General features: G+C 50.6%; 21 protein-coding genes and 1 tRNA gene. 2 read left to right on the forward strand and 20 right to left on the reverse strand.

The window, feature by feature from the left end; genetic code table 11:
* Positions 1-77: 77 nt before the first annotated feature.
* The 3 genes from nrdG to DWY84_RS07940 form a co-directional block, all read right to left on the reverse strand.
* On the reverse strand, positions 78-605 hold the full coding sequence (gene nrdG / locus DWY84_RS07930; RefSeq protein ID WP_118532128.1) for an anaerobic ribonucleoside-triphosphate reductase activating protein: 528 nt from the start codon (positions 603-605) through the stop codon (positions 78-80).
* 16 nt (positions 606-621) lie between these two features.
* Positions 622-2301, reverse strand: coding sequence for an ABC transporter ATP-binding protein (locus tag DWY84_RS07935; protein ID WP_243024796.1), 1680 nt, complete (start codon positions 2299-2301; stop codon positions 622-624).
* A gap of 76 nt (positions 2302-2377) precedes the next feature.
* Entirely contained in the window at positions 2378-4129 is a 1752-nt protein-coding gene (locus DWY84_RS07940) for an ABC transporter ATP-binding protein (protein WP_118532129.1), read from the reverse strand.
* A gap of 185 nt (positions 4130-4314) precedes the next feature.
* Here DWY84_RS07940 and DWY84_RS07945 point away from each other — a divergent pair, with 185 nt between their 5' ends.
* Positions 4315-5154, forward strand: coding sequence for a YihY/virulence factor BrkB family protein (locus DWY84_RS07945; RefSeq protein ID WP_118532131.1), 840 nt, complete (start codon positions 4315-4317; stop codon positions 5152-5154).
* 19 nt (positions 5155-5173) lie between these two features.
* On the opposite strand, the gene DWY84_RS07950 is transcribed toward DWY84_RS07945, so the two are convergent.
* The 3 genes from DWY84_RS07950 to DWY84_RS17385 all read right to left on the reverse strand — a co-directional run bounded on the left by DWY84_RS07950 (position 5174) and on the right by DWY84_RS17385 (position 7755).
* Positions 5174-6109, reverse strand: coding sequence for a M14 family metallopeptidase (locus DWY84_RS07950; RefSeq protein ID WP_118532133.1), 936 nt, complete (start codon positions 6107-6109; stop codon positions 5174-5176).
* Complete coding sequence (locus tag DWY84_RS07955) at positions 6106-7059, reverse strand: M14 family metallopeptidase (RefSeq protein ID WP_243024793.1); 954 nt, start codon at positions 7057-7059, stop codon at positions 6106-6108. The genes DWY84_RS07950 and DWY84_RS07955 overlap by 4 nt, the downstream gene beginning before the upstream one ends.
* Before the next feature lie 129 nt (positions 7060-7188).
* Positions 7189-7755 (reverse strand): alpha-E domain-containing protein, encoded by a 567-nt coding sequence (locus tag DWY84_RS17385; RefSeq protein WP_178716653.1) that lies wholly within the window; start codon positions 7753-7755, stop codon positions 7189-7191.
* A gap of 237 nt (positions 7756-7992) precedes the next feature.
* On the opposite strand from DWY84_RS17385, the gene DWY84_RS07965 reads away from it, so the two are divergent.
* Positions 7993-8868, forward strand: coding sequence for a LysR family transcriptional regulator (locus DWY84_RS07965; protein WP_118532137.1), 876 nt, complete (start codon positions 7993-7995; stop codon positions 8866-8868).
* A gap of 83 nt (positions 8869-8951) precedes the next feature.
* Here the strand turns inward: DWY84_RS07965 and DWY84_RS07970 are convergent, their stop codons facing one another.
* From DWY84_RS07970 to DWY84_RS08035, 14 genes are all read right to left on the reverse strand, one after another.
* Positions 8952-11309: an ATP-dependent DNA helicase gene (locus DWY84_RS07970; protein ID WP_118532139.1), complete on the reverse strand. Its 2358-nt coding sequence runs from the start codon at positions 11307-11309 to the stop codon at positions 8952-8954.
* Positions 11310-11392: 83 nt separating this feature from the next.
* Positions 11393-11463: transfer RNA gene (locus tag DWY84_RS07975), tRNA-Trp, on the reverse strand.
* A 174-nt stretch (positions 11464-11637) separates the two neighbouring features.
* Positions 11638-13005 carry a DNA repair protein RadA gene (gene radA, locus DWY84_RS07980; RefSeq protein WP_118532141.1) on the reverse strand — a complete coding sequence of 456 codons (1368 nt, stop codon included), beginning with the start codon at positions 13003-13005 and terminating at the stop codon, positions 11638-11640.
* 28 nt (positions 13006-13033) lie between these two features.
* Positions 13034-13447 carry an endosialidase gene (locus DWY84_RS07985; protein WP_118532143.1) on the reverse strand — a complete coding sequence of 138 codons (414 nt, stop codon included), beginning with the start codon at positions 13445-13447 and terminating at the stop codon, positions 13034-13036.
* Between the two features lie 139 nt (positions 13448-13586).
* On the reverse strand, positions 13587-16055 hold the full coding sequence (locus tag DWY84_RS07990; RefSeq protein WP_118532145.1) for an ATP-dependent Clp protease ATP-binding subunit: 2469 nt from the start codon (positions 16053-16055) through the stop codon (positions 13587-13589).
* A 19-nt stretch (positions 16056-16074) separates the two neighbouring features.
* The gene (locus DWY84_RS07995; protein ID WP_118532147.1) at positions 16075-17109 is read right to left on the reverse strand and encodes an ATP--guanido phosphotransferase; all 1035 of its coding nucleotides are present in this window, start codon (positions 17107-17109) and stop codon (positions 16075-16077) included.
* Entirely contained in the window at positions 17106-17726 is a 621-nt protein-coding gene (locus tag DWY84_RS08000) for a UvrB/UvrC motif-containing protein (RefSeq protein WP_118532149.1), read from the reverse strand. The genes DWY84_RS07995 and DWY84_RS08000 overlap by 4 nt, the downstream gene beginning before the upstream one ends.
* Positions 17727-17740: 14 nt before the next feature.
* Entirely contained in the window at positions 17741-18124 is a 384-nt protein-coding gene (locus tag DWY84_RS08005) for a GntR family transcriptional regulator (RefSeq protein WP_118532151.1), read from the reverse strand.
* 102 nt (positions 18125-18226) lie between these two features.
* Positions 18227-19840, reverse strand: coding sequence for a cadherin-like beta sandwich domain-containing protein (locus DWY84_RS08010; RefSeq protein ID WP_118532153.1), 1614 nt, complete (start codon positions 19838-19840; stop codon positions 18227-18229).
* Positions 19841-19920: 80 nt separating this feature from the next.
* Positions 19921-22173: a cadherin-like beta sandwich domain-containing protein gene (locus tag DWY84_RS08015; RefSeq protein WP_118532155.1), complete on the reverse strand. Its 2253-nt coding sequence runs from the start codon at positions 22171-22173 to the stop codon at positions 19921-19923.
* A gap of 226 nt (positions 22174-22399) precedes the next feature.
* The gene (locus DWY84_RS08020) at positions 22400-23812 is read right to left on the reverse strand and encodes an oxaloacetate decarboxylase subunit alpha (RefSeq protein ID WP_118532157.1); all 1413 of its coding nucleotides are present in this window, start codon (positions 23810-23812) and stop codon (positions 22400-22402) included.
* Positions 23813-23879: 67 nt separating this feature from the next.
* Positions 23880-25028 (reverse strand): sodium ion-translocating decarboxylase subunit beta, encoded by a 1149-nt coding sequence (locus DWY84_RS08025; RefSeq protein WP_118532159.1) that lies wholly within the window; start codon positions 25026-25028, stop codon positions 23880-23882.
* Positions 25029-25067: 39 nt separating this feature from the next.
* A complete protein-coding gene (locus tag DWY84_RS08030) occupies positions 25068-25430 on the reverse strand; it encodes a biotin/lipoyl-containing protein (protein ID WP_118532161.1) in 363 nt (120 codons plus the stop codon).
* Positions 25431-25451: 21 nt separating this feature from the next.
* Positions 25452-26228: an OadG family protein gene (locus DWY84_RS08035; protein WP_118532163.1), complete on the reverse strand. Its 777-nt coding sequence runs from the start codon at positions 26226-26228 to the stop codon at positions 25452-25454.
* Positions 26229-26231: the final 3 nt, after the last annotated feature.

Genomic DNA, 26231 nt, shown 5'->3' on the forward strand with positions numbered 1-26231 from the left:
CCCCAAAACCACTCTGTCTGGTTTTCTCACAAAATACGGGATTCCGTCTCTGGAATCCCGCTCATTTTTCAAATTGTCTACCGGTACTGCTCCATCCAGACTGCTTTTCCGGCCGCAAGGGAGCGCGGCACATCCAGAATCCGCTGGTTTTCGGAGCCGCGGAATTTCAGGCTTAAGTTCTTTAAGTCTTCCACAAATTTCCCGTCCACCAGAACATCAAAAAGCGGCACCAGTTCTCTGGTCACTTCTGATTCCTGCATCATGCGTCCCAGAATGTCCTTCTCGAAATCATATCCGGAAAAGCACCAGATGGTCTTTTTCGGGAAACGCTTTTTCTGTTCCGTTAAAAACGGCAGAAGTCCAGCCTGGTTTTCCGGCTCCATAGGCTCCCCTCCAAGCAAGGTAATTCCCTCCATATAGTCGTGATCCAGATAGGAGAAAATCTGCTGCCAGACCGCCTCTGTAAAGGGCTCTCCGTACTCAAAATCCCAGGCCTGGGCATTGAAACACCCCCTGCAGTGGTGCCTGCAGCCGCTCACAAACAGCGACACCCTCACGCCCGGTCCGTTGGCAATGTCCACCGGTTTAATGGTTGCGTAATTCATATTCGTATACTCCTTATCATCCTGCGAACTGGCTGTTGTACAGGTTCGCATAAAATCCGTTTTGGGCCAGCAGAGACTCATGAGTGCCCTGCTCAATGATATGGCCGTCCTTCATAACCAGAATCACATCGGCCTCGCGGATCGTAGAAAGACGGTGCGCCACGATAAAGCTGGTGCGCCCTTTCATCATGGTAGCAAATGCCTTCTGAATGCGAATCTCAGTGCGGGTATCGATGGAGGAGGTTGCCTCATCCAGAATCAGCATCGGCGGCAGGCACAGCATGACGCGGGCAATGCACAGAAGCTGCTTCTGTCCCTGGGACAGATTGCCTCCATCTTCTGAAATGACAGTATCATAGCCCTGCGGCATACGCTTAATAAAGCTGTGCGCATGTGCCTCTTTTGCTGCCTGAATAATCTCTTCCTCGGTCGCGTCCGGTTTGCCATAGGCAATATTCTCCCGGATGGTACCGGCCTTTAACCAGGTTTCCTGCAGAACCATACCATAATTGGTGCGCAGGCTCTTTCTCGTCACATGACGGATATCCTCCCCGGATACCTCGATGGAGCCGCTGACCACATCGTAGAAACGCATCAGCAAGTTAATCATGGTGGTCTTGCCGCAGCCGGTTGGTCCGACAATAGCAATACGCTGTCCCGGCTTTACATCCAGATTTAAGTCCTCGATCAGGGATGTGTCCGGAGTGTAGGAGAAGTTCACATGCTCCAGCTTTACGCTGCCATCCACAATCTGGAGATTGACTGCGTCGGCATCCTCCGGGGTAAACGGCGGCTCATCGATCAGCTCGAATACACGGGCTGCACAGGCCAGGGCATTCTGCAGCTCGGTCACAACACCGGAAATCTCATTGAACGGCTTGGTATACTGGTTCGCGTAGCTTAAGAACGCAGAAAGCTGTCCCACAGTAAGCAGACCGCGGATGGCAGCAAACGCGCCGGCAACGCCAACGCTGGCATATACCGTGCTGTTCACAAAACGGGTGGCCGGATTGGTGATCGAGGAGAAGAAAATCGCGCGCAGGCTGTAACCCTGAAGACGTCCGTTGATCTCCTCAAAACGCTTCTGCGCCTCATCCTGGTAGCCAAATGCCTGTACTACTTTTTCATTTCCCACCATCTCATCCACCAGGGAAGTCAGTTCTCCTCTTGTCTGGGACTGCAGCCTGAACATGGAATAGGTCTTTTTTGCGATAAAGCTTGCCACAAACAGGGAAAGCGGGGTCACGCATACCACCACCAGGGTGATAAACGGATTTACCATCAGCATAAATCCCAGTGTACCAAGAATGGTCAGCACACCGGTAAAGAGCTGGGTGAAGCCCATTAACAGTCCCTCAGAAAACTGATCAATATCCGCAATGATACGGCTGATGACATCGCCATACTGATGGGAATCAATGTAGCTCAGCGGAAGGACCTCCAGATGATTAAAGGCTTTGGTACGGATATCTTTTACTACCCGGTAGGTGATCTGGTTGTTGATGTGGTTCATCAGCCACTGGGCAGATGCCGTGATGGCAATGATAACCGCAATTTTTCTGAGGATTAAAAACAGTCCCGCAAAGTCTACATTTCCCGGTCCCAGGATCAGGTCCACGCCCTCTCCCACAAGGATCGGTGCATACAAGGTAGTGGCCACGGTTACAGCCGCCAGAACCAGTGACAGAACAACCATCCACTTATAGCTGCCTATATAGTCCAGAATCCGTTTTAAGGTTGATTTATGTTTTCCGATTTCAAGTTTTGCCACCTTACTGCACCTCCTCTTTCGAAAGCTGGGACAGGCAGATCTCACGGTATACCTCGCAGTTTTCAAATAACTCTTCGTGGGTGCCAATGCCCACAGCCGCACCATCATCCAGTACTACGATCTGATCCGCATGGCGGATTGTGGTCGCGCGCTGGGATACGATAAACACGGTCATGTCCTTCGTTCCCTTCTGAATGGCCATACGCAGCTTTGCGTCTGTCGCGAAGTCCAGCGCGGAGGCACTGTCATCCATGATCAGGATCTCTGGTTCCCGCACCAGTGCACGGGCAATGGTCAGGCGCTGTTTCTGACCGCCGGATAAGTTCTTTCCGGCCTGGTCAATATAGAGATCCAGGCCTTTCTCCTTGCTGTCCACGAACTCGCGGGCCTGGGCAATGTCCAGGGCACGGTAGATTTCCTCATCGGTAGCGTCCTTCCTGCCCCATTTCATATTTTCACGCAGGGTTCCTTTAAACAGGATTGCCTTCTGCGGAACCACGCCAATCTTCTCACGCAGCGTCTCCAGGCGGTAATCCTTTACATTCACGCCATCTACAAAAACCGCGCCCTCCCGCACGTCATAGAAACGCGGGATCAGGTTCACCAGGGATGATTTTCCAGAACCGGTACCGCCAATGATACCGATGGTCTGTCCCTTCTTTACGGTCAGGCTGATGTCTGTTAAGGAATCGGCCTTGGCCCCTTTGTAAAGGAAGTTTACATGATCAAACCGTACCTTCGCCGGTACGTCTGCTCCCTCTGCATCAGTTACCGGAGCCTGTTCCATACCCTTAGCAGGGCTGACAATGCTGCTCTTCTCCTCCAGCACAGCACTGATACGGTTGGCACAGGCCAGTGCTTTGGAAATAGAAACGATCAGGTTTGCCATCTTGATCAGCTCTACCAGAATCTGGGACATGTAATTTACAAGCGCTACCGTCTCCCCCTGGGTGATGATGCCGGCATCTACCTGTTTTCCGGAGATCCACACCACTGCGATGATAGAAAGGTTCACTACCACGTAAGTCATTGGGTTCATCAGGGCAGAGATCTTGCCAACAAAAACCTGGAACTTCACCAGAAGGCTGTTGGATTCATCGAAATTCCGGATCTCATCCTCCTGACGGTTGAAGGCACGGATAACACGCGCACCGGTTAAATTTTCCCTGGTTGCCTGAGTCACATGGTCCAACTGCTTCTGTACTTTTTTATACAGAGGCATACTGATGGCCATGATGCCAAAGACGATGATGGAAAGCACCGGAATAGCAACCACAAAAACCATCGCTGCCCTTGCGTTCACGGTAAAAGCCATGATCATGGCACCAAACACGATAAATGGAGAACGCAGGAGCAGGCGCAGCGTTAAGTTTACGCCGGACTGAACCTGATTGATATCACTGGTCATGCGGGTGATCAGCGTAGACGTTCCGATGGTATCCTGTTCACTGTAAGACAGGCTTCCAATATGGGCAAACAAGTCATTTCGCAGCCCGGTAGCAAAACCAACCGCTGACTTTGCCGCAAAATACTGCGCCGTGATGGAACAGGTCAGGCCGATCACTCCCAGCAATACAAGCATCCCTCCCATTTTCAGAATATATCCTGCTTCCTGGTTTTTGATGCCCACATCTACGATCTGAGCCACAACCAGCGGCACAAACAATTCAAAGCTGGCTTCCAGCATTTTAAAGAGCGGAGCCAGCACCGACTCTTTTTTGTAATCGTTTAAGTAACGCAACAACCTCTTCATGGTAAACCTCCCGGTGTCATAGGTTTTTTCGTTTTGTAATTACGCGCAAAACATATTAAAATATTATACCACATTTTTCCTGCACCCACAAGAAGCCGGACGGCTCTCCTTGCCATATTTCCCACCGCATGCTACTATGATATAGAATAAACATTCCGGAAATAACAGAAAGGGAACCAATCCTTATGATTTCTTTTTTCTTTCACTGCAAACAGATCTGGGACCGGTGCGTAAAGGATGAGATCACCGTGTACGCGGCACAGGCATCCTTCTTTATTGTAACCGCCTTTTTCCCATTTATCATGCTCCTTCTGACCCTGATCCAGTTTCTTCCAAATGTAGGTAAATCCGACCTGCTTGCTGTCATGGTACGGATCATGCCCAAGATGCTGCATTCTTTAGTGGTCAGCATTGTTGATGATCTCTATATCAAATCACCGGGAACCATTCTGTCCGCGACTGCGCTGACCGCTCTCTGGTCTGCTGCCAAGGGGATGCTGGGCATTGAACGGGGCTTAAACCGGATTTATGGAGATTTCAAACACCGCAATTATATTTTGCAGCGGCTGTTATGTTCCTTCTATACCCTGATTTTCATGCTGGTATGTGTCATGTCCCTGGTGCTTCTGATCTTCGGCAAAAACATCGAACACCTGCTATTTCGTTTTCTCCCGATTCTGGCACCTGCGGCCCGCTTTGTCATCAGCCTGCGTTTTCTGTTTGCGCTGACTGTATTTTTGCTTACCTTCATAGGACTTTACGCCATCGTTCCCTCCAGAAAACAAAAACCGCGGCAGCAGCTTCCTGGAGCTGCCTTTACCGCGGTCGGATGGCTGGTATTTTCCTATGCCTTTTCTATTTATTTTACACATTTCAGCAATTTTTCCTACATGTATGGGAGCCTGACAGCCATTGTCCTCCTGATGCTGTGGCTCTACATCTGCATTTGTATCCTGTTTATTGGAGCGGAGTTAAACAGTTTCCTGAACCGGGAGCATGTTCTGAGCCGGTGTCAGGAGCACTGACCTGATATGGAGGCGCATCCTACTCATGCAGGCGGCGGATAATCTTGAAAATAATCGTGCCCTCCATCACCGTAGGCTCATGATAGGCAAAAAAGACAATACCGTCCGTCGGTGATAAAATCTGGCTGATCACCTCACCCTCCAGTGGGTCAATGATGGAAGCCAGCACCTCCCCCCGGTGCACTTCCTGTCCCGGTTCCACATGCCTGCGGTATAGTCCCGGAAGATCGTTTTTCACATTGGTCAGATCATCTTCCCGCAGGACACTGGCAATGTAGCCGCTGTGGCTCGTATAGCGCAAAATTCCCATGCGGGTCAGGAAACGGAGCACGGATGCCACTGCCATACGCGCTGCCCGCTCATCAATCTGCACGGTAGCACTGGTATAAACAGAAAACGCGTTTGTATTCCAGATCTGCCAGTTATAATTCAATGTAGCCGTATCGATCGGCTGCGGCTGCCGGATTACCACATAGGGAAGACCGAAGAGATTTGCCAGGCTTGCATTCTGATAACCGGTATCCATCATGCGGACATGCGGCACAAAATCCCCCGGCAGGTAAAAGCTGGTAAACTGAATACCGTAATTATATCCCTGGATGGCCTGAAATACGCCGTCCGCGATCCGCTGGGTGGTCTCTCCGGCATGGTATCCTGGGAACATCCGGTTGATATCGGTATTATCCGTTGCCCAAAAGCGTTTTCCAATGTTCATAGAGCTGTGATTGACGGACGGGATCACCAGGATCTCGTTGTCATGCACAATCGCGCCCTTTTCTTCCAGTTCTTTGAGTGCCTTTACCAGCTGGGAACAGATATAAAGCTGCTGCACCTCGTTGCCCCGCATGGCACCTACAATGCAGGCTGCCTTTTCTCCCTTTCCGAAGTGGAAGCCGTATACATCCATGTCATCCCGGTAGCAGTTTTCCAGTGTGAATATTTTTTCTTTTCTCAATGGTAGTCACCTCCCAGCACACGGGCAATCAGGGAACCGCAGGATACCACCGGGTATTCCCGCAGGGTAAACAGCATTCCGTGAATCGGCGTCTTCACTTCCTGGGCAATTTCTCCGGTCAGCGGATTTAAGATCCGCCCAATGATCTGCCCCTCTTCCACATTTTTCCAGTGCTCCACACAGGGTACAAAGATTCCCGGGTGCTCTGCGTTTAAAAATCCAACCTCCCCGTCATCGGAAACGATCGGCTCTTTCGGTTCGATCACATCGCCGTCCCAGATTCCCATATCCTTCATCACACAGAAAATTCCGTCGGTAAGCTGATGGCAGAAGCTCTCCGTAATGCGCATGCCAACACCCATCTCCACCACAACCGTCGGAACTCCGATGGAGTTTAAGCTGTGGGCCAGCGTAGATTCCAGCACCGTTGCCGCTGCATGGACCCAGACAAAATCCAGATTCAGCCGTGTTGCGAAAGGCAGCAGGGTCTCTTTTGTGTTGACATTGACGCGGGCCTGGGGAATCTCCCTCAGGAAAATGTTGCTGGCATGAATGTCAACGCAAAGATCCGCTCCGGCAATGTCCTCCACGATTTTTGCAGCCACATGCTCTGCTACGGATCCCTCCTCGCTTCCCGGAAAAATCCGGTTCATGTCCAGGTCAAACATAGGAATACCCCGGGATATGGAGTCCACGCCCAGGGGATTTAATGCAGGGTAAATCTCAACGATTCCCTTCAAATGTTCTTTTTGTTCTCTTAAAATGCGGTTCAGCTCATAGCAGACGTACTGGCCTTCCAGCTCGTCTCCATGGGTGCCGGTTACCACACAGATCCGCTTTTCCTGTCCGGTTTTGTGTTCCGGCTCAATCACGTGTTTTAAGATCCGTAAGTTTTCATCGACAGCAAGTCCTACTTCTGTCACTGTTTTTATCGTAGCATCGTGTTTCACTTTTCTTCCACCTTTATTAAAATTGTCTGCTGCTGGCTGGCTGTGCCAAGGAAGCACCCCCGGTCCACGGCAGCATCCATAAAATCCCGGCCATGGCTCTGCTTGATATACCGCTCATCCACAAGGCAGTTATGAGTGGGATCCAGTCCATGCCAAAACTGACCATCCCACACCTCTGTCCAGGCATGGCTCGCTCCCTCTCCGGTCATCATCCCGGTCGCGCCAGCCATCTCCAAGATTCATGATCTCATTGAATGTGTCTATCTCTGATAGATTATAATGAATCCGGATTTTATGCAAGCGGTTTAAGAATTTATTATATTCTTTTTCGATCATACGGTATGGATAATCCAGCCGCATATACAGATCCAGGCGTTCCAGGTATTTGCCGCACTTGATGATATTGCGGCATTCCTCATCCTCCACATTGTCGTCCAGGCAGCCCCAGAACGCAAACAGGTCATCCAGAACCGGCTGAAGGTCGTAGGCAAAGGCTCCTCTTCCGGCATGCTTCTCCATGCAGTCCAGCGCCAGCTGAATATAGGATAAGGTTCTGCTGCTCAGTTCATCCCGCAGTACCACCGCATTGTCATAGGCGCGCTCCATACTGGAAGAATGTTCAAAGAATGCCGCATTGTATCGTCCCGGAGTCAGGACCACGTTGATGCCTTCTATATGATCGACCAGTTCTCTCATCAGCATACGCTCCTTTCCATTCCTTTTATACAAAAGACGGGCAAAGGCGCTCAAGATTCCTCTTCAGCGCCTTTGCCCGTCTTTTGCATTCTGAACCCATCATGGACGTGTTCTGTAATTTACTGAGAATATTACAACACTTTTCCAGCCTTGTCAATTGTAAATTGTTTTGGCTTTCTCTTTACAACTCATCAGCAGCGTGATAGAATAGCCGTAGTTTTATAAGGAGGACTAATATTGGATATCAATTACGAACTATATAAAGTGTTTTATCATGTCGCAAATACCCTAAGCTTCTCGGAAGCCTCCAAGCAGCTGTTTATTTCCCAGTCTGCGGTCAGCCAGTCCATCAAGGTACTGGAAAAGAAGTTAAACCAGCCTCTTTTCATCCGCAGCACCAAACGGGTACAGCTGACACCTGAGGGCGAGATTCTCTTAAAACATATCGAACCAGCCATGAACCTGATCCGCCAGGGCGAGAACCAGCTTCTGGAGGCTAACACCTTAAACGGCGGCCAGCTGCGCATCGGTGCCAGCGATACCATCTGCCGTTATTATTTGGTTTCTTATCTGAAGGATTTCCACCGGCGTTACCCGAATGTGCATATTAAAGTCACCAATCAGACTTCCATTGCCTGCGCAAAGCTGCTGGAATCCGGTCAGGTGGATTTTGCCATCACTAACTACCCGAACTCCGGGCTTTCCAACACTCAGAATGTACGGATCATCCGGGAATTCAAGGATGTGTTCGTGGCCAATGACGAATACAAAGAGCTGAGGGGCAAAACCATCAGCCTGAAAGATTTAAAACGCTTCCCGATCCTGATGCTGGACCGAAAGAGCACCACCAGCGAATTTCTTCACAGCATGTTCCAGCGCCATCAGCTGGATCTGGTTCCGGAAATTGAGCTTTCCAGCAACGACCTCTTAATTGACCTGGCCCGTATCGGCCTTGGTGTTGCTTTCGTCCCGGATTACTGTATCCCGGATAATGAACGCAGTCTTTTTAAGGTTCAAATTGAAGAAGAGCTTCCAACCCGCCAGATCGTGGTTGCCAGCAATGACAGCCTGCCAATTTCCCAGGCAGCCAAGCAGTTTATGGAGATGCTATAATGCCTCTCCTTTTTTTGTTGAGCCTTTGCTTTTCCTGTCTGAATATGCCTTCTGCTATTCTGTCCAGAGTCCATCTGTTCTTCCTATCTGCTCTCCCAGAAATGCTTCAGCCACCCTCCCACTGTTTCACGGGTCACCAGGCCATATTCGGTCCATTCCCGCGGAAATAGATCCTGAATCTCCGGGCGCAGAAACCGGTCATCCAGAAGCAGGATCACGCCTCGGTCCTGAGCTGTCCGGATCACCCGGCCTGCTGCCTGCAGTACCTTGTTCATCCCAGGATACTGATAGGCATAATCATAGCCATTCTCCCCCTGGTCCGCAAAATACTGCATCAGGATTTCCTGCTCACTGCATACCATGGGAAGTCCGGTTCCCACAATGATTGTCCCCTCCAGACGCTCTGCCTTTAGATCAATTCCTTCTGAGAAAATCCCCCCAAGCACGCAAAGACCCACAAAGGACTGTTCCCGTTTTTCCTCAAACAAGGCAAGGAACTCTTCCCGTTCTTCCTCTGTCATACGTTTTGTCTGCATCTGCCAGCGAAAGCTTCCGTCGTAGCGCTCATCCAGAATCTGCTCCACTACCTCCATATAACGGTAGGAAGGAAAAAATACCATATAATTTCCCACATGGCTCTGCGCCAGCATCATGATATAATCTGCCACCTTGCCAAACTCTGCTTTATTTCTGCGGGTATAACGGCTGCTGACATCCTTTGCCACCAGAATCAGCCGTTTTTCACGGTCAAACGGTGAATTCGCGTAAACCGCAAAGTCCTCCGGATTTCCGCTGAGAAGCTTCTTATAATACATGACCGGAATCATGGTCGCGGAAAAGAAAATACCTGCAATGCCCTTTTCCAGACAGGCATTTAAGCAGCGGGACGGGTCGATACAGAAGAGATACAGGCGAAAGTTTCCATCCTCCCCAAGTTCTGTGTAGATCCGGTAATGATCATCCAGCCCGTCATACATATTCAGGAAATGCCGCAGATCAAAATAAAACTGCAGCACCAGCTCCCGCTCCGGAAATTCCTTTTCCTCTTCCAGAAAGGAGTCGAATTCTCCCATGACTCCGAGAAGATTGGAAGCCAGCAGATTCGCATCCGGCAGCACCCGGTACTCTGCTGATTCCCGCTTTAATTCCAGCAGATTCCGGTTGCAGCGTTCCAGTTCCCTCTCCAGCTTACGCGAACGGCCTTTGATGATTTTTTTCACCAGCAGAATATCCTCTTTTACCAGACAGGCACTGAACATCTCCCTCGCCCGGCTCACCAGATTGTGGGCCTCATCGATCAAAAACAGATAGTCTCCCTGATTTCCATCCGCAAAATAACGCTTCAGGCGGGCGTTCGGATCAAACACATAGTTGTAATCACAGATAATGCCATCTGCCCAGCTGCTGATATCCAGACAAAATTCAAAGGGGCATACCTGATATTTCTCCGCGTAATCCAGAATAATTTTCCTGGTGATGCCTTGCTGTTCATGGAGAATATCAAATACGGCATCATTTACCCGGTCAAAATGCCCCTTTGCATAAGGACACACATCCGGGTTACACTCCGTCTTTTCCAGAGGGCAAAGTTTTTCTTTTGCCGTGATCGTCACCGTGGTAAAAAGCATCCCCCGCTCCCGAAGCAGGAAAAAGCAGTTTTCCGCCACACTCCGGGTGATGGTCTTGGCCGTTAAATAAAACAATTTTTCCCCATTCCCATTTCCCATAGATTTTAAAGACGGGTAAACCACGGAGAGCGTTTTTCCGATGCCGGTCGGTGCCTGAATAAACAGATTGCGTTTTCTTGCCAGTGCCCGGTATACGGACACCGCAAGTTCCTTCTGCCCGGCCCGGTACTTGTAAGGAAATTCCAGTTCCCGCAGGGATTCATCCCGGCGCAGGGTATGGCGGTACAGATACTCCGCCCATTTTAGATACTCGTGGATCAGCCCCTGAAACCATGTTTCCAGTTCTTCCCTCGTCTTATCCTGCTTCAGGCGGCGGATCTCCTCTGTTTCCAGATTGCAGTAGGTAATCTGAATGGTAATCGTATTCACGTTTTCATGGTCACAGCAATACATATAGCCATAGCAGAGGGCCTGGGCCAGATGAACCGGGAGCGGCTCCTCCAGCTGGCGAATATCCATGTATACACATTTGATCTCATCAATTGTGACCCCGGAGACTGCCTCAATGATGCCGTCTGCCCGGCCCTCCACCAGTATCTGGTAATCCTCCTGCTCCACTCTGTGCTTCATGGAGACTTCCGCATGATAATCCGCGCCCTGGCGCTTCTGGATTTTCCGGTGCATGCGGCTTCCTGCCTGCATGGCATCTTTTTCTGCCGAGGAAGTGCGGCGATTGTCAATATCTCCGCCCCGCATGACAAACTCCACGAGATTCCGCACAGAAATACGAATGGTACTGCGGTCAGTGTCCATGAAGCTTCCTCCTTTCTGAAATGCTGATTATGAATATACGAAAAAAGCGATAAGATCTTTCGACCTTATCGCTTTTCGCTTAGCAGGGGATGAGGGGCTCGAACCCCCATCGACGGTTTTGGAGACCGGTGCTCTACCATTGAACTAATCCCCTATGCTATTTTGCTGAGGCTTTGTTTTTTCGTTTCCCTCAACGCTCATTTATAATAGCACGGATTATTCTGACTGTCAACAATTTTTTTAATTTTTTGAAAAAAATATATTTTTGATACGAAATCAGTATTTGAAGCAGGCTGCCGGGACATAGCCCGGCCTCCGCCATTCCCCATCAGATCAACCGAATAGCTTCCCTTACATTGCTCACGCCGTACAGCGCAATCTTATCGGTTTTCTTCATTTTGTCCAGGGATACCTGCGGCAGGATGCAGGATTCGAAGCCCAGCTTGATGGCTTCATGCACCCTCTGCTCTGCCTGGGATACAGCACGAACCTCGCCGGCCAGACCAACCTCGCCAAAGATGATACACTTTGGATTCACCGGCTTGTCTTTCATGCTGGATACCAGGGCCATGATAATGGCAAGATCCAGGGCCGGCTCATTCATGCGCATGCCGCCCGCGATATTCACATAGGCGTCATAGCGGGACATTTCGTAGCGGCAGCGTTTTTCCAGCACCGCGATCAGAAGATTCACACGGTTAAAGTCCGCTCCTGCCGCAGTACGTCTTGGCATGCCAAAGTTTGTCTGGGTCACCAGCGCCTGCACCTCCAGCAGAATCGGTCTGCTTCCCTCCAGAGAACAGGCTGCCACTGCGCCAGAGGCATCCTCCGGACGGCCGCTTAAGAGATACTCGGAGGGATTTTCCACCTCCTCCAGGCCGTTTTCCTGCATCTCAAACACGCCAATCTCGTTGGTGGAGCCAAAACGGTTCTTCACCCCCCTTAAAATCCGATACGAAGCATTCCGCTCTCCTTCAAAATAAAGTACCGTGTCCACCATATGCTCCAGCACACGGGGCCCGGCCACCACGCCCTCTTTGGTCACATGGCCGACAATAAACACGGAGATACCCATGCCCTTGGCAATCTGCATCAGGACATTCGTGGACTCCCGCACCTGGCTTACGCTGCCCGGGGCGGATGTGACATCTTCCCGGAACATGGTCTGAATGGAGTCAATGATGACAATCTCCGGCTTGGTTTCACGGATTGCCTCTTCGATGGTGTCCAGATTCGTCTCACATAAGAATAACAGTTCCCCGCTGATGGTTCCAATGCGGCTGGCCCGCATCTTGATCTGCTTTAAAGATTCCTCGCCGGAAATGTATAGAACCCGGTGCCCATCCCGGGCCAGATTCCGGCACATCTGAAGCAGCAGGGTCGATTTGCCGATACCCGGATCGCCCCCAACTAAAACCAGGGAGCCGGCTACAATGCCGCTCCCCAGTACACGGTCCAGTTCCGGATATCCGGTGGAAATCCGATCCTGTTCTTCTATGGACACTTCCTCCAGCTTCACAGGTTTTGCCTGCGTACGCGGTAAGCCCCCGCCGGTATGGCCGGCCAGCGTTTTCTTTGCCACCGGCTCCTCTACCAGAGTGTTCCACTCTTTACAGGCAGGACACTGCCCTAACCATTTGCTGGATTCAAAACCGCATTCCTTACAGAAAAATACGGTTGTTTTTGCTTTTGCCATATATGTATATCCTTCCGTCAAAGGATGTTTAGCGTTTTACCACCTTAACCTGACAGGTAACACCCTCATTTAACTCTACGCTGACAACCAGCTTGCCGCTCATGTTGGTCTTCATGCCGCCCACTGCAACACCGTCTACGTATACCTCATACTCCGTGTCATCCTCCAGCTGAACGGTAATCTGCGCGTCTTTATTGCCAGACACGGTAAACTCTACGCCATCATGTTTTGCAGAAAAATGCTCTACTGCGGTTCCCGGTACGGACTCATATACGAAAGAACCATTGCGCTCTAACTTGGTGATTTCGTAAAAAGTTTTGATCTTATATAAATCTCCCGCATGTTCAAAATTCTCAAGCTTGCTCTTGGTGTCTAATTTGTAATTGCCAAAGCTGATAGTTCCATCTGCCTCGGAGCGGATTAAAGATTCGATTACTGGCATGTGTTTGCCCTCCTGGTATATTATTACATTTTACTGCTGTAGAAAATCGGAGGTCGAAAAATGGATCCCGGAATTTTCTGGAATCCATTCTCCACCTGTCCGTTTCTCATTGGATTATACAACAACCGTCAAAATTAATCTAGTTTTTTATCACTTCTGCCGACAAAAATTTCAGGCCGTCATCTCCTTTGGTAACAGTGACCTCATCCCCTGCTTTTACCTTGCCGTCCAGTACCGCCTCTGCAAGACCATCTTCTAACAGATTCTGGATCGCGCGGCGCAGCGGGCGCGCGCCGTATTTTTCATCATAGCCCTTCTCCACAAGGAATGCCTTTGCAGAATCGTCCACCGTGAGTTTTAAGTTCATCTGCGCCAGGGTACGCCTGCAGATGCCCTTTAACATGATGTCCACAATCTCCTTCATGTGATCCTGGGAGAGCTGATGGAATACAATAATTTCATCAATACGGTTTAAGAACTCCGGCTTGAACATCCGCTTCACTTCTTCCATGACACGCTCCTTCATAAAGCGGTACCGCTCCTTTGCGTCGTCATTGGACGCAAAGCCCAGACGTTTCGGGGAAATGATATTCTCTGCGCCTGCGTTGGACGTCATAATGAGTACGGTATTCTTAAAATCAATCTTTCGTCCCTGCGCATCAGTGATATGTCCGTCATCGAGTACCTGAAGCAGGATGTTGAACACATCCGGATGTGCCTTCTCGATCTCATCGAAAAGGATCACGGAGTACGGATTTCTGCGGACCTTCTCACTGAGCTGTCCGCCCTCCTCGTAACCAACATATCCTGGCGGAGATCCGATCATCTTGGAGACGCTGTGTTTCTCCATATACTCCGACATATCAACCCGGATCAGTGCATTCTCAGTGCCAAACATGGCTTCGGCCAGCGCTTTGCAAAGTTCGGTTTTTCCGACCCCAGTCGGTCCCAGGAATAAGAAGGAACCAATCGGGCGTTTCGGGTCTTTTAAGCCCACGCGGCCTCTGCGGATGGCTTTGGCCACGGCTGTCACAGCCTCTTCCTGGCCTACTACCCGCTCATGCAGGATGGACTCCAGCTTGCGCAGCCGCTCAGACTCTTCCTCTGCCAGCTTTCTCACCGGAATCTTGGTCCAGCCGGAAACGACATCGGCAATTTCACCTTCGCCGACAGTCAGCTTTCTGGACGTTTTTTCCTTCTGCCATTTTTCCCGGATTTTCTCGATCTTTTCGCGCTTCTTCTGCTGACGCTTCTTGATGTCTCCGGCCTTCTCATATGCCTCGTTCTTAATGGCCTGTTCCTTCTGGATTTCCAGCTTTTCAATATCCTCCGTCAGGCTCTTGATCTCTGCCGGCTCCACATATGTGGTCAGGCGGATTTTAGAAGCCGCTTCATCGATCAGGTCAATGGCCTTATCCGGAAGGAAACGGTCGTTGATGTAGCGGGAGGAAAGGCGGACCGCTGCTACCAGGGCCTCATCGGTAATGGTCACCTTATGATGCTCCTCATATTTTGGACGCAGTCCCTTTAAGATGGCAATGGACTGCTCCTCCGTCGGCTCTTCGACCACGACTGGCTGGAACCGGCGCTCCAGTGCCGCGTCCTTCTCAATGTATTTGCGGTACTCTTCTCTTGTAGTAGCACCGATGAGCTGAATCTCACCACGTGCCAGGGACGGCTTTAAGATGTTGGAGGCATCAATAGCTCCCTCCGCGCCGCCTGCGCCGATGATGGTATGAATCTCATCCAGGAACAGAAGCACGTTACCGTCCTCTGTCACCTCGGAAATTACTTTCTTGATCCGCTCCTCAAACTCACCGCGGTATTTGGAACCAGCTACCATGCCGGACAGATCCAGAGTCATGACGCGCCTGTCCGCAATGGTCTCCGGCACATTGCCGCCGGCGATCATCTGGGCCAGGCCTTCCACAACTGCGGTTTTGCCCACGCCCGGTTCCCCGATCAGGCATGGATTATTCTTGGTTCTTCTGCTTAAGATCTGGACAACACGCTGAATCTCACTTTCCCGGCCGATCACCGGATCCAGCTTTCCTTCCCTGGCGAGCTTTGTCAGGTCACGGCTGAAGCTGTTTAAGGTCGGCGTAGAGGCGCTGCTGTCTTTTCCTGCTCTGGATGACTGCAGTTCCTCTCTCGCATCTGCTCCATCCTCTCCCATGGCACTGCGCAGATCCACATAAAGCTTCTGCAGGCTCACATCCATCGTGTTGAGCAGCCGTACTGCTGCACAGTCGCTTTCCCGGATCATGGCAATCAGCAGATGCTCGGTTCCGATAAGCGGTGCCTTAAAGCGCACTGCCTCCCGGTAACTCTGGTTCAGCACCCGTACAGCCCCAGGCGTATAAACCGTCTCACCGATGGTGCCCACATTCTGGTTTGGAAAGATGAGCTGGCTGATCAGTTCTTTTACCTTATCTGCCTTCACACCGTTGGCATCCAGAACTCTGGCTGCCACTCCCTCCTCTTCCAGCAAAAGTCCCACCAGAAGATGTTCGGTCCCCACATAATTATGGCCCAGTTCACTGGCTGCCTGGGTAGACAGCGCAATGGCATTCCAGGCCTGTTCTGTAAAATGGTTTCTGTCTATCAAATTCAGGTCCTCCTTGTATCTAATTCAGCTGCGGCAGTTCTGCCCGCACATAAGCTGCCCGCGCCATTTCCAGTTCTTCCCGCCCCAAAGGTCTGGTGGAAAGCTTCTGAAGGTTCGCCGGCTGGATTCCCAGCATCAGGCGGTATACCGAGCACGGCTCTTCCATACGCAAAAGCCCGTCCGCACATCCGGCCATCAGTCTGGACAGCAGCGTCATGGCTTCTTTCATGGTCAGCTTTCTGGCATATTTTAATGTACCGTAGGCGCGGCAGGCATCATCCTCCCGGGACACCCGGTTCTTGTCCAGCGCCAGCTTTCGCATCTGTTCTTCCTGGGCAGTAAGCTGCAATGCCACCTTGGACACCATGTCCAGAATTTCTTTTTCCGTCATACCCAGGGTCTTCTGGTTGCTGACCTCATAAAGAGATCCACAGTTCTCCTCGCCTTCCCCGTACATGCCTTTTACCGAAGCGCCAAACCGCGTCATCTCGGTCACCATGCCGTTGAAACGCTTGCTCTGGGACAAAAGCGGCAGATGCAGCACCACAGATGCCCGAAGTCCGGTGCCCACACTGGTTGGGAAGGAAGTCAGGTAGCCATACTTTTCATCAAACGCGTAATCAAAACGCTCATTGAGATAATCATCAATCTGCCCTGCCTGGTTCATAAGTTCATCCAGATGCAGGCCAGCGGCAAACAGCTGGATGCGGATGTGATCGGTTCCGTTTAATACAATGCCCACCTGCTCATCATCGGATACCATAACTCCGGCCGGTGCCTTGCCGGAAGCAATGGTGGAATTAAACACCCGGCGCTCCCGGAGAGCTCTGCGGTCCAGATCACTCAGCTCCTGCAGCCTTGCCTGCTCATAATGGCGTCCGTCCACGCTTCCAAGCCCCTTTAACGCCTCCTCCAGGCGTCCGATCATCTCATCGGCCTGCTGTTCATCCAGTCTGGATGGAAAGGCGTATTCCTCCAGATTCCGCACAAGACGTACCCGGCTGCAGATGACCGCAGGCCTGGTCAGGTTTACTTCCTCAAACCATTTCATCATGACTGCGCCTCCTTCAGTGCCCGGATCTGGTCACGGCACTCCGCCGCCACCTCATATTCCTCCGTGCGGACTGCCTCCCGGAGTCTGGCCTCAAGCTTGCGAATCTGAGCCTGAACCTCATTTTCCCCTTTAGAAGCAACATTTGCATCCTGTCCCTCAGAGCCGGTCACCGCATTCGCCGCGATTCCTTCCACCGGCTGCCCGGAAGATGTCAGGTGAAAGGGATCTGCTTTGATCTTCTGGAATTTCGGATGTTTTCCGGTATGACGCACATTGCCCTGAAGCTGTTTGATCTTGTCATTGATCAGCAGGTCAAAGACACTGTAGCAGTCTGCGCAGCCAAAACGGCTGTCTTTCACAAAATCATCATAGCTGGTGCCACAGGTTGGACAGACGATCTGGCTGGTCTTTTCCTCTTCATCCGCTTCCCCCTGTACACCTAAAAGTCCTGACAGCAGCTTTCCTAACGGGAACTCTCCCTCAAAAATTGCGGAGTAAGGACCAAAATCCATCTCCTTTGCGCACTGGGTACAGTAGTTGTGCTCGGTGCGTACTCCATTGACAATTTCCGTATACTGAATATTTGCTTCTCTTATCTTACAACGCTCACATAACATGGCACTTCCTCCATTTAACCCTGGCCTCCGCCTGTGTAGAAATCATAGATTTCATCCACCAGGTCGTGGACCTCCTCCCTGGAAATATTTTTACAGACACTTCTGGCAAGAAGAACCGAAAGTTCCTCCCTCAGGCGCTCAATCGAACGAATCTTGTCGATATCCAGGGCAATCACGGCTCCGCGGCGGCGGTCCAGCTTGATATAACCTTCCTGTTTCAGTACGGTATAAGCCTTATTCACAGTATGCATGTTGATCCCGATATTTTCCGCCAGCTGGCGGACAGAAGGGAGCGAATCCCCTTCATGGATCCGGTCTGTCGCAATGCCCATGATGATCTGGTTCCTGAGCTGGATATAAATTGCCTCCTCGCTTTCAAAATCAATCTTAATGATCATGTCTTCACCATCTTTCGCACTCTCTGTTATAGAAATCGTATAACAGTATTATAGCAAAAAAAGCGGCGAAGTCAATACACCGCTTTTTTGCTTATTTCTTTTTTAAAGTTCATCGTCCAGATCAAATACCTCGAAATCATCATCCTCTGACTCTTTTTCTGCCTTCGGTGCCTCTTTTTCGTTTTCTCTGGTCTGCTCTGAATCTTCTGCAAGGCTCGCAGCCAGCTGTTTCTTTACCTGGTCTAACTGTGCGTCTGCGTCCTGCGCAGGATCCGGAATGTATTCCCCGGCATCCTGAATCTCCATCTCATCGTCTTCCGGTTCCTCTTCGCCTGTTTCCTGCTCCGGCTCGTAGTTCTCCTCGTAGTCGTCCTCTTCACCCATCATATAGCGTTCTTCCTGGCTGAGCTTACGGCCATTTTTACGGAATTCCTTCTTTGCTTTCTTTTCTTTTCTCTCCGGCTTTTCATCCAGCTGCGCGTAAGCATCATACTCCTCTTCATTCTTACGGCCGCGGCCTTTGCGGCTGAGAATCAGAAGGATCAGAAGAACAACTGCAACAACGCCCACAGCAGCCAGCAGAACTCTGACAATATTGTAATCGTCTACCAGATTATTGTAACGCTCCGTCACATCCTGGAGCTCCAGTGTCTGGGTGTTGCCCTCTGCGCTCTGCTCAAAGTAACGCTGAATGGTCTTATCTGTCAGATCATAGCGGTAGAATCCGGCATTTCCGCTCTCGCTCACGCCATAGAAGACGCAGTATTCAGGCTGTCCGCCCTGGGTATCCGGAACCCAGCCCTGAACCTTGGTCTCACCAATGGTAATGGAGGTTTCCTTCATGCCATATGGAACGGTTACATCTGCCGGAAGTGCAGCAATGCCGATCTTAAGCGGGGTTCTGGATGCCTCTAACTCTGCAAGGACTTCCACATTCTCAGCTTCTGCTGTGGTTTCTTCCTGGTCTGCTTCTGCCATGCTCTCACCGCCCTCTACGCGGTTCACCAGAATGGTGTAAGTGCGGCTGGTTGTGCCATCCTCTGCGGTTACGGTACAGGTTACAGTATTCTCACCATCCTGCAGGTCTGTTCCGCTTAAAGCAACGGTTGCCTTGTCGCTGGCCGGTACTGCACTTACGGTAAGCTTCTCAGTGTCCAGGCTTACGGAAGCAGTGTAGCTGTCAACCTCAGAACTGAACTCCGGGCTTAAGGTACCCGGGGAGATCTGCAGGGAGGACAGAGACGCGTCACTGGATGCCGCTGCCGCTGTGCTGCCGCTGTTGATGGTAACCGCAGAGCTTCCCAGCTGGGTAATATCAAGCAGCTGCTCGTCTGCGTCATAGCCCTCGTAATCCGTTACTTCAATCTTGCTGCTTCCTGCTTTGAGTGCCTTAAAACGAATGGTGGACGCGGACTCACTGGTCCCGCTTACGCTGCCGATGACACGGATAGCACCGTTTCCGCCGCTTACATCCGGCTCACCACTCACAAATTCCATCGCACTGGAATCATAAGAAAGCATGACTACCGTCTTGCCGATCTTTTCACCAGTGGTACAGGTAAATTTAACATTTACGGTAAATTCACTTCCTACCTCTGCAGTAGGATCAGAGAATGCAATACGCGCATTCCCCGCAAAGCTCTGAAACGGAATTGCCACAGCCAGCATCAGTACCATGGCAAACCGGATCCAGATCTGTTTCCAATTTCTGTTCATAATTGTCTGTTATCTCCTGTTTCATTTTATCAATCTTTTTATTCCAGGCAGCCGGTTTTCAGCTGCCAGGATTTTGATTTTTAATTTCCGCCCGGGCTGGAAAATGTTACACGGTTTCCACCTGAAGATGAACCGGAATTCGGGGACGTGCTCGTGGAGCCTCCATTCGGTCCCACAGTGATCACACCAGAGGAGCTGCTTCCGGAAGAGGTATTTCCAGAATTGCTTCCCGGTCCTCCCACCGTTACGCTGGAGGAACCACTATTAGAAACGCCGCTTCCAATTCCACCGTTATAGGTCGGACCGCCTGACTGGCGTACCACATGAATCGTGTAAGTACGCTCTGTGCCATTCTCTGCCCTTACAACTACGGAAATATCATTGATTCCGCTGGAAAGGGATACATTTCCATTGCCTCGTACTGATGCCTTGGAATCGATGGCCGATGCGCTTACCGTTACATTGGATACGGAATGATCTACAATCAGATCGTAAGAGTAGGTATCACGGTTAAAAGTCGGTGTTAAGGTAAAGCCTTCTACACCCAGGCCATTTAACTTGTTGTTCGGGCTGCCGCTTAAGGTCGGCTGCGCACATGGAGTTTCCGGCATGTTGTTATATACCGGGATCTTGAAGTTCAGGGCTGTACTCTTCTGCTGGGAAGTAAAGCCCTCCGCGAAAATAGTGCCCTCAGAAGCTGCGCCATTTACATTGGTCATGTACTGGTGTTTGTACATATTGGATCCCTGAACATTGTACTTCTTTAAATAGAGGGTATCCTGTCCGGCCTTTACATAGTTGGTGCCGTAGAACTGGGCACCGCCTGCGATAGAGCTTTCCGGTGTTGTCCACGGTCTGCCATAGCTGCCGCTCTGAGATGCGTACCAGAGGCCCCTCTGAACCGCTCCCATACCATCAGAGGCATAAGCTCCTACGTTAAAATAATTGTAATAGCCAGTATACCCAGCATAGTTTCCGGAAATAGAATTGCCGGTGCCGTTTCGTCCCTGCTCCTGAATGATCATGGCCGCGATCACATACGGACTTACGCCAGAGCTCTGGGCCGCACTCATAATGGCATCCGCATAACTTACATTTGAAGCAGATGTCCCTGTGTTTCCAGAAGTGCCAGGGGTCTGTACGCCTGAAGATGTTGTGCCCGAAGGGCTTCCGCTGGTAGAGCTTCCGCTGTTAGAGGATGCTGCTCCCGGTCCCACGCCAATCATGACGCTGGATGCCAGCAGCTCTGTATTTTTTCTGCTGATGGATGCACTCGGGCCCTCCAGGCGAACCTGATGCCCTCCGTTGGAAGACGGGTTCTGGCTGGTACTGCCCGATGAAGAACCTGTACTTCCGCCTGGCGTTGAAGAAGTAGCTCCAGAGTTGCTGCCTCCTGGTGCCAAAGAGGTAACTCCAGAACTGCTGTTTCCTGGCGTTGAGGATGTGGATCCGGAAGATTTATTTCCTGATACCCCCGGACCTGCGGTAACAACACCAGACGAACCAGAAGAACTGCTTCCGGATGAACTGCCGCCCGATGAACTGTTGCCTGACGCAAAGCCTCCGGTCTTCACATTCCCTTCCATGAACGTTCCCTTTAGCATGGACTGTAAGCCCTCTTTGGTGTGCAGGGAAGCATTGTAGCTCTGGTCCAGAAACTGGAAGATGTTCACTTCATCCAGGAAATTTCGCGGATCCATATAGTAGCTGATGATTTCTGTGGATGCTGCCACCCAGGTACTGCCGTCAAAACCGGTCCAGGTGCCGGAATCCCAGTTGTAGGCTCCGTCCGCCAGAGATTTATAAGAAGAAATACTGTTGGTATGTACCAGATTACGTCCGAGAACACCTTCGTTCTGAATCACAGTATTCCAGTCCAGCCCGGTCTTGACTGCCGTAAAGGTCCAGTTCGGATACTGCGCATGGATCTGACGCAGTCCTTCCTTATAAGATTCAGGGAACCCCTGTGCGGAGAGCTTTGACTCAAAGCTGGAATCATGGCTGTAGGACACCGGAAACTTCACATAGGTGCTTAATACATATCCTGTCTGAGTCGAGCCGCCGCTGGTATAACGGATCTGATACCAGGTTTTCCCGTCAGAAGCGGCCTTTTCCCCTACCACGGTAACTGCCGTGCCTTTTCCCAGTTTTCCAACCGGAGAGTAGGAGGTTCCCGCTCCGCTCCGGACATTTAAGCTGGAAGCGTTGATGGTAGCCGCACGCTCCTGCGCGTATGCGGAAAGCTGCAGCACGCTGTGTACCGCCGGTGTCTGCACGCAGAGCGCCAGTCCCAGAACCGCTGCCAGACCTTTTTTCAAGGTTTGTTTTCTCATTTGATGATCTCCTTAGTATCGCTTTTGCCGTAAAACAGATTTTCGTTCCCGACAAATTTGCGCTATGTTACATTATAATGACAAAATCCGACTGCGTCAACGGGAAGCACAGAAACTTCACAGAATCACAAAAAATTGTAAGAAATAATGTCATTGCAACGCAAAAAAACAGGAAGAAACCTGTTTCACAGATTTCTTCCTGTCCTGATCATAAATTCAGTATTAATTATACCGGATAAGCCTTGCTCTCGGTATCTGCCACGGCAGCGTCTACCTTGGTCTGCTGAGCCTCTCTGTATTTAAAGAACTCTTCTGCTACCTTCGGGAACAGAGCGTAGGAAAGGACATCCTCATCCTGCTGCTTCCACTGAGCACACTCTTTCTCAAACTGCGGCAGCTGCGGAGCGATCAGATCTGCAGGTCTGCAGGTGATCGGGGTCTCGTCGCCGATGATCTTCTTCTGTACTTCTGCGTTGAACGGTTTTACAGTCTGACCGAACTCGCCAAGCATGATCTTCTTGGACTCCTTCGGAACCAGTTTGTAGCGTTCGCCAGAGATAACGTTCATAACAGCCTGGGTACCAACGATCTGGGAAGACGGGGTAACAAGCGGCGGCTCACCGAAGTCCTTACGAACACGCGGGATCTCCTCGAGAACCTCCTGATACTTATCTTCCTTACCTGCCTCTTTCAGCTGGCTGACCAGGTTAGAGAGCATACCGCCCGGAACCTGATAACGAAGGGTCTTGATATTCACGCCAAGTACCTTCGGATTTAACAGACCGGATTTCAGAGCCTCTTCACGGATCGGTGCGAAGTAATCGGTGATCTCAGCAAGCTGATCCTGGGATAAACCGGTATCGTACGGAGTTCCCTTGAAGGTCTCTACCATAACCTCAGTTGCCGGCTGGCTGGTACCAAGTGCCAGCGGAGACATTGCAGTATCAATGATATCGCAGCCTGCCTCTACAGCCTTTAAGTAAGTCATGGAAGCTACACCGGAGGTGTAGTGGGTATGCAGGTCGATCGGCAGCTCGGTAGACTCTTTTAATGCGCTTACCAGTTCCTGTGCTGCATACGGGGTTAACAGACCAGCCATATCCTTGATACAGATGGAATCTGCGCCCATATCTTCAATTCTCTTTGCGATGTCTTTCCAGTAATCCAGGGTATAAGCATCACCCAGGGTGTAGCACAGTGCGATCTGAGCATGTGCCTTTTCCTTATTTGCTGCCTTTACAGCGGTCTGCAGGTTGCGCAGATCGTTTAAGCAGTCGAAAATACGGATGATATCAATACCGTTTGCAACGGATTTCTGTACGAAGTACTCTACTACATCATCTGCGTAGTGGTTGTAACCCAGAATGTTCTGACCACGGAACAGCATCTGTAATTTTGTATTTTTAAAGCCCGCTCTTAACTTTCTCAGTCTCTCCCACGGATCTTCCTTCAGGAATCGAAGAGAAGCATCAAAGGTTGCGCCGCCCCAGCACTCTACTGCATAATAGCCAATCTTATCCATTTTATCGATGATCGGAAGCATCTGCTCGGTGCTCATTCTGGTTGCGATCAGGGACTGATGAGCGTCACGCAGGACAGTCTCAACGATCTTAACCGGTTTTTTCTGAATCTCAGCCATGATTCTTTACCTCCAAATTTATATGTTGCGGCAACTTTATATTGCTGCAGCAAGAAATGATTGAATTTTAAACGCCGAAAATTGCCATGAATGTACCGGCTGCAACTGCAGTACCGATAACACCTGCTACGTTCGGGCCCATTGCATGCATCAGCAGGAAGTTCGTCGGGTCTGCCTCAGAACCAACCTTCTGGGATACACGGGCTGCCATCGGCACTGCAGATACACCTGCGGAACCGATTAACGGGTTTACCTTGCCGCCGGTAAGCTTGCACATGATCTTACCGAAGATAACGCCGGCTGCGGTACCTACTGCGAATGCTACCAGACCCAGGGCAACGATCTTTAAGGTGGTTACCTTTAAGAAAGCCTCTGCACTGGTGGATGCGCCTACGGAAGTACCAAGCAGGATAACTACGATATACATCAGGGCATTGCTTGCGGTTTCGGACAGCTGTTTTACAACGCCAGACTCACGGAACAGGTTACCAAGCATTAACATACCAACAAGCGGTGCGGTAGTCGGCAGAATCAGGCAGACTACTACGGTTACGATAACCGGGAACAGAATCTTCTCCAGCTTGGAAACCGGACGAAGCTGATCCATCTTGATCTTACGCTCTTTTTCTGTGGTCAGAGCCTTCATGATCGGCGGCTGGATGATCGGAACCAGCGCCATGTAGGAGTAAGCTGCTACTGCGATCGGTCCCATGAACTCAGACTGTCCGAGCTTACCTGCAAGGAAGATAGAAGTCGGGCCGTCTGCTCCACCAATGATGGAGATAGCTGCTGCTGCCTTATCATTGAAGCCCATGAAAATTGCAAGGAAATATGCACTGTAGATACCAAACTGAGCTGCTGCACCAAGCAGGAAGCTCTTCGGGTTTGCGATCAGCGGACCGAAATCGGTCATTGCGCCGACACCCATGAAAATCAGAGACGGAAGGATACTCCACTCATCCAGAATGAAGAAGTAGTGAAGAAGTCCGCCTACGCCATTGGACATATCTTCCGGGGCAGCCATAATATCCGGGTAGATATTAACTAACAGCATACCAAACGCGATCGGAACCAGTAAGAGCGGCTCGAATCCTTTTCTGATCGCCAGATACAGGAATACAAATGCCACCAGAATCATGATAAAGTTTCCGAAGGTCAGATTCAGGAATGCGGTCTGCTGAAGAAGATTGGCCAAAGTAGATCCAATATAATCCATTTTAATCCCTCCATGTGGAACTTGCTTTTTTGCAAGCTATTAGTTTAATGTAGCAAGAGTTGCGCCAGCTTCTACTGCGTCGCCTGCTGCTGCATTAATGCTTGCAACGGTTCCATCCTGAGGAGCTACGATATCGTTCTCCATCTTCATAGCCTCGAGAACCATGATAACATCGCCTTTCTTTACAGCCTGTCCGGCGTTAGCCTTTACTGCCAGGATCTTACCCGGCATCGGAGCGGTTACAACTACAGAACCCTGAGCGCCGGCCGGAGCTGCTGCCTTCGGAGCTGCCGGAGCTGCCTTCGGTGCTGCTGCCGGAGCCTGAACTACACCAGCGGTGGTTCCCTCTTCAACAGTTACATTGTATACATTGCCATTCACAGTAATTGTGTAATTTTTCATGATAAGAATCCTCCTATTCGCTTATGCTCTTTTCCATTTTGCGCCCGGTGCACGTTTGATGGAGCGTACTACCAGGGAGTCGGTTGATGAGTTGGTTGATGCTGCGATAGCCGCAGTAATGACAGCCACCAGTTCCAGATCATCCACAAGCTCTTCCTCTTCTGCTGCCGGTGCTGCCACTGGAGCTGCTGCCGGTGCCGGAGCTGCGTTCTTTGCTTTCATCTTGTTTTCGAAGACGCTGATGAACTTGAAGCAGCTGATCAGGATGCTGATGAAGATCAGTACCAGGAATACGGTACCCATACCAAGTAAGGTATTCATACCTGCCTTTGCCATATTCTCGCCTACGGTGTACTCCGGGCTGAAGGTCAGGCTGACCGGATTTAAGTTCTGGCTCTGCGGATCCATGGTGTAGAATGCTTTGAACTCTACGTTGCGTTTCTCAAACTGTGCCTGAATCACACATACATACTGATCATCCTCGCCAAGCTCGGTATCGGAGGAAAGGACGCTTACGAACGCGCCGGTGTCCTTCATGACACCGATCCAGGAAGTCAGGCCGCTTGCAAGTCCGTCCTCGCCCTGCTTTAACAGGCCGGTCTCAGACTCCTCTGCTGTGGCTTCGTCCATCTCGGCGATGGTCTGGAGCAGGTTTTCCGAGATCTGAGAAATGTAGGAAGCTGTCTGCGGATCCATAGTTTCTGCCTCAGCAGCATTCTTGTTGGAGCATGCGGACAGAGCAAAGAGGCTGACTACCATGCTTAACACTAACAAAACTCGTTTCATATACTGTTTCATATA

Origin of the sequence: Clostridium sp. AF27-2AA (assembly GCF_003478505.1) — a bacterium.
Taxonomy (GTDB): domain Bacteria; phylum Bacillota; class Clostridia; order Lachnospirales; family Lachnospiraceae; genus Brotaphodocola.

Bases quoted from the DNA above. Each gene is read 5' to 3' on its own strand.
- nrdG (WP_118532128.1), bottom strand. From the start codon at position 605: ATGAATTACGCAACCATTAAACCGGTGGACATTGCCAACGGACCGGGC.
- DWY84_RS07935 (WP_243024796.1), bottom strand. From the start codon at position 2,301: ATGGTTGTTCTGTCACTGGTTCTGGCGGCTGTAACCGTGGCCACTACC.
- DWY84_RS07940 (WP_118532129.1), bottom strand. From the start codon at position 4,129: ATGAAGAGGTTGTTGCGTTACTTAAACGATTACAAAAAAGAGTCGGTG.
- DWY84_RS07945 (WP_118532131.1), top strand. From the start codon at position 4,315: ATGATTTCTTTTTTCTTTCACTGCAAACAGATCTGGGACCGGTGCGTA.
- DWY84_RS17385 (WP_178716653.1), bottom strand. From the start codon at position 7,755: ATGAGAGAACTGGTCGATCATATAGAAGGCATCAACGTGGTCCTGACT.
- DWY84_RS07970 (WP_118532139.1), bottom strand. From the start codon at position 11,309: ATGGACACTGACCGCAGTACCATTCGTATTTCTGTGCGGAATCTCGTG.
- radA (WP_118532141.1), bottom strand. From the start codon at position 13,005: ATGGCAAAAGCAAAAACAACCGTATTTTTCTGTAAGGAATGCGGTTTT.
- DWY84_RS07985 (WP_118532143.1), bottom strand. From the start codon at position 13,447: ATGCCAGTAATCGAATCTTTAATCCGCTCCGAGGCAGATGGAACTATC.
- DWY84_RS07995 (WP_118532147.1), bottom strand. From the start codon at position 17,109: ATGATGAAATGGTTTGAGGAAGTAAACCTGACCAGGCCTGCGGTCATC.
- DWY84_RS08000 (WP_118532149.1), bottom strand. From the start codon at position 17,726: ATGTTATGTGAGCGTTGTAAGATAAGAGAAGCAAATATTCAGTATACG.
- DWY84_RS08005 (WP_118532151.1), bottom strand. From the start codon at position 18,124: ATGATCATTAAGATTGATTTTGAAAGCGAGGAGGCAATTTATATCCAG.
- DWY84_RS08010 (WP_118532153.1), bottom strand. From the start codon at position 19,840: ATGAACAGAAATTGGAAACAGATCTGGATCCGGTTTGCCATGGTACTG.
- DWY84_RS08015 (WP_118532155.1), bottom strand. From the start codon at position 22,173: ATGAGAAAACAAACCTTGAAAAAAGGTCTGGCAGCGGTTCTGGGACTG.
- DWY84_RS08020 (WP_118532157.1), bottom strand. From the start codon at position 23,812: ATGGCTGAGATTCAGAAAAAACCGGTTAAGATCGTTGAGACTGTCCTG.
- DWY84_RS08025 (WP_118532159.1), bottom strand. From the start codon at position 25,028: ATGGATTATATTGGATCTACTTTGGCCAATCTTCTTCAGCAGACCGCA.
- DWY84_RS08030 (WP_118532161.1), bottom strand. From the start codon at position 25,430: ATGAAAAATTACACAATTACTGTGAATGGCAATGTATACAATGTAACT.
- DWY84_RS08035 (WP_118532163.1), bottom strand. From the start codon at position 26,228: ATGAAACAGTATATGAAACGAGTTTTGTTAGTGTTAAGCATGGTAGTC.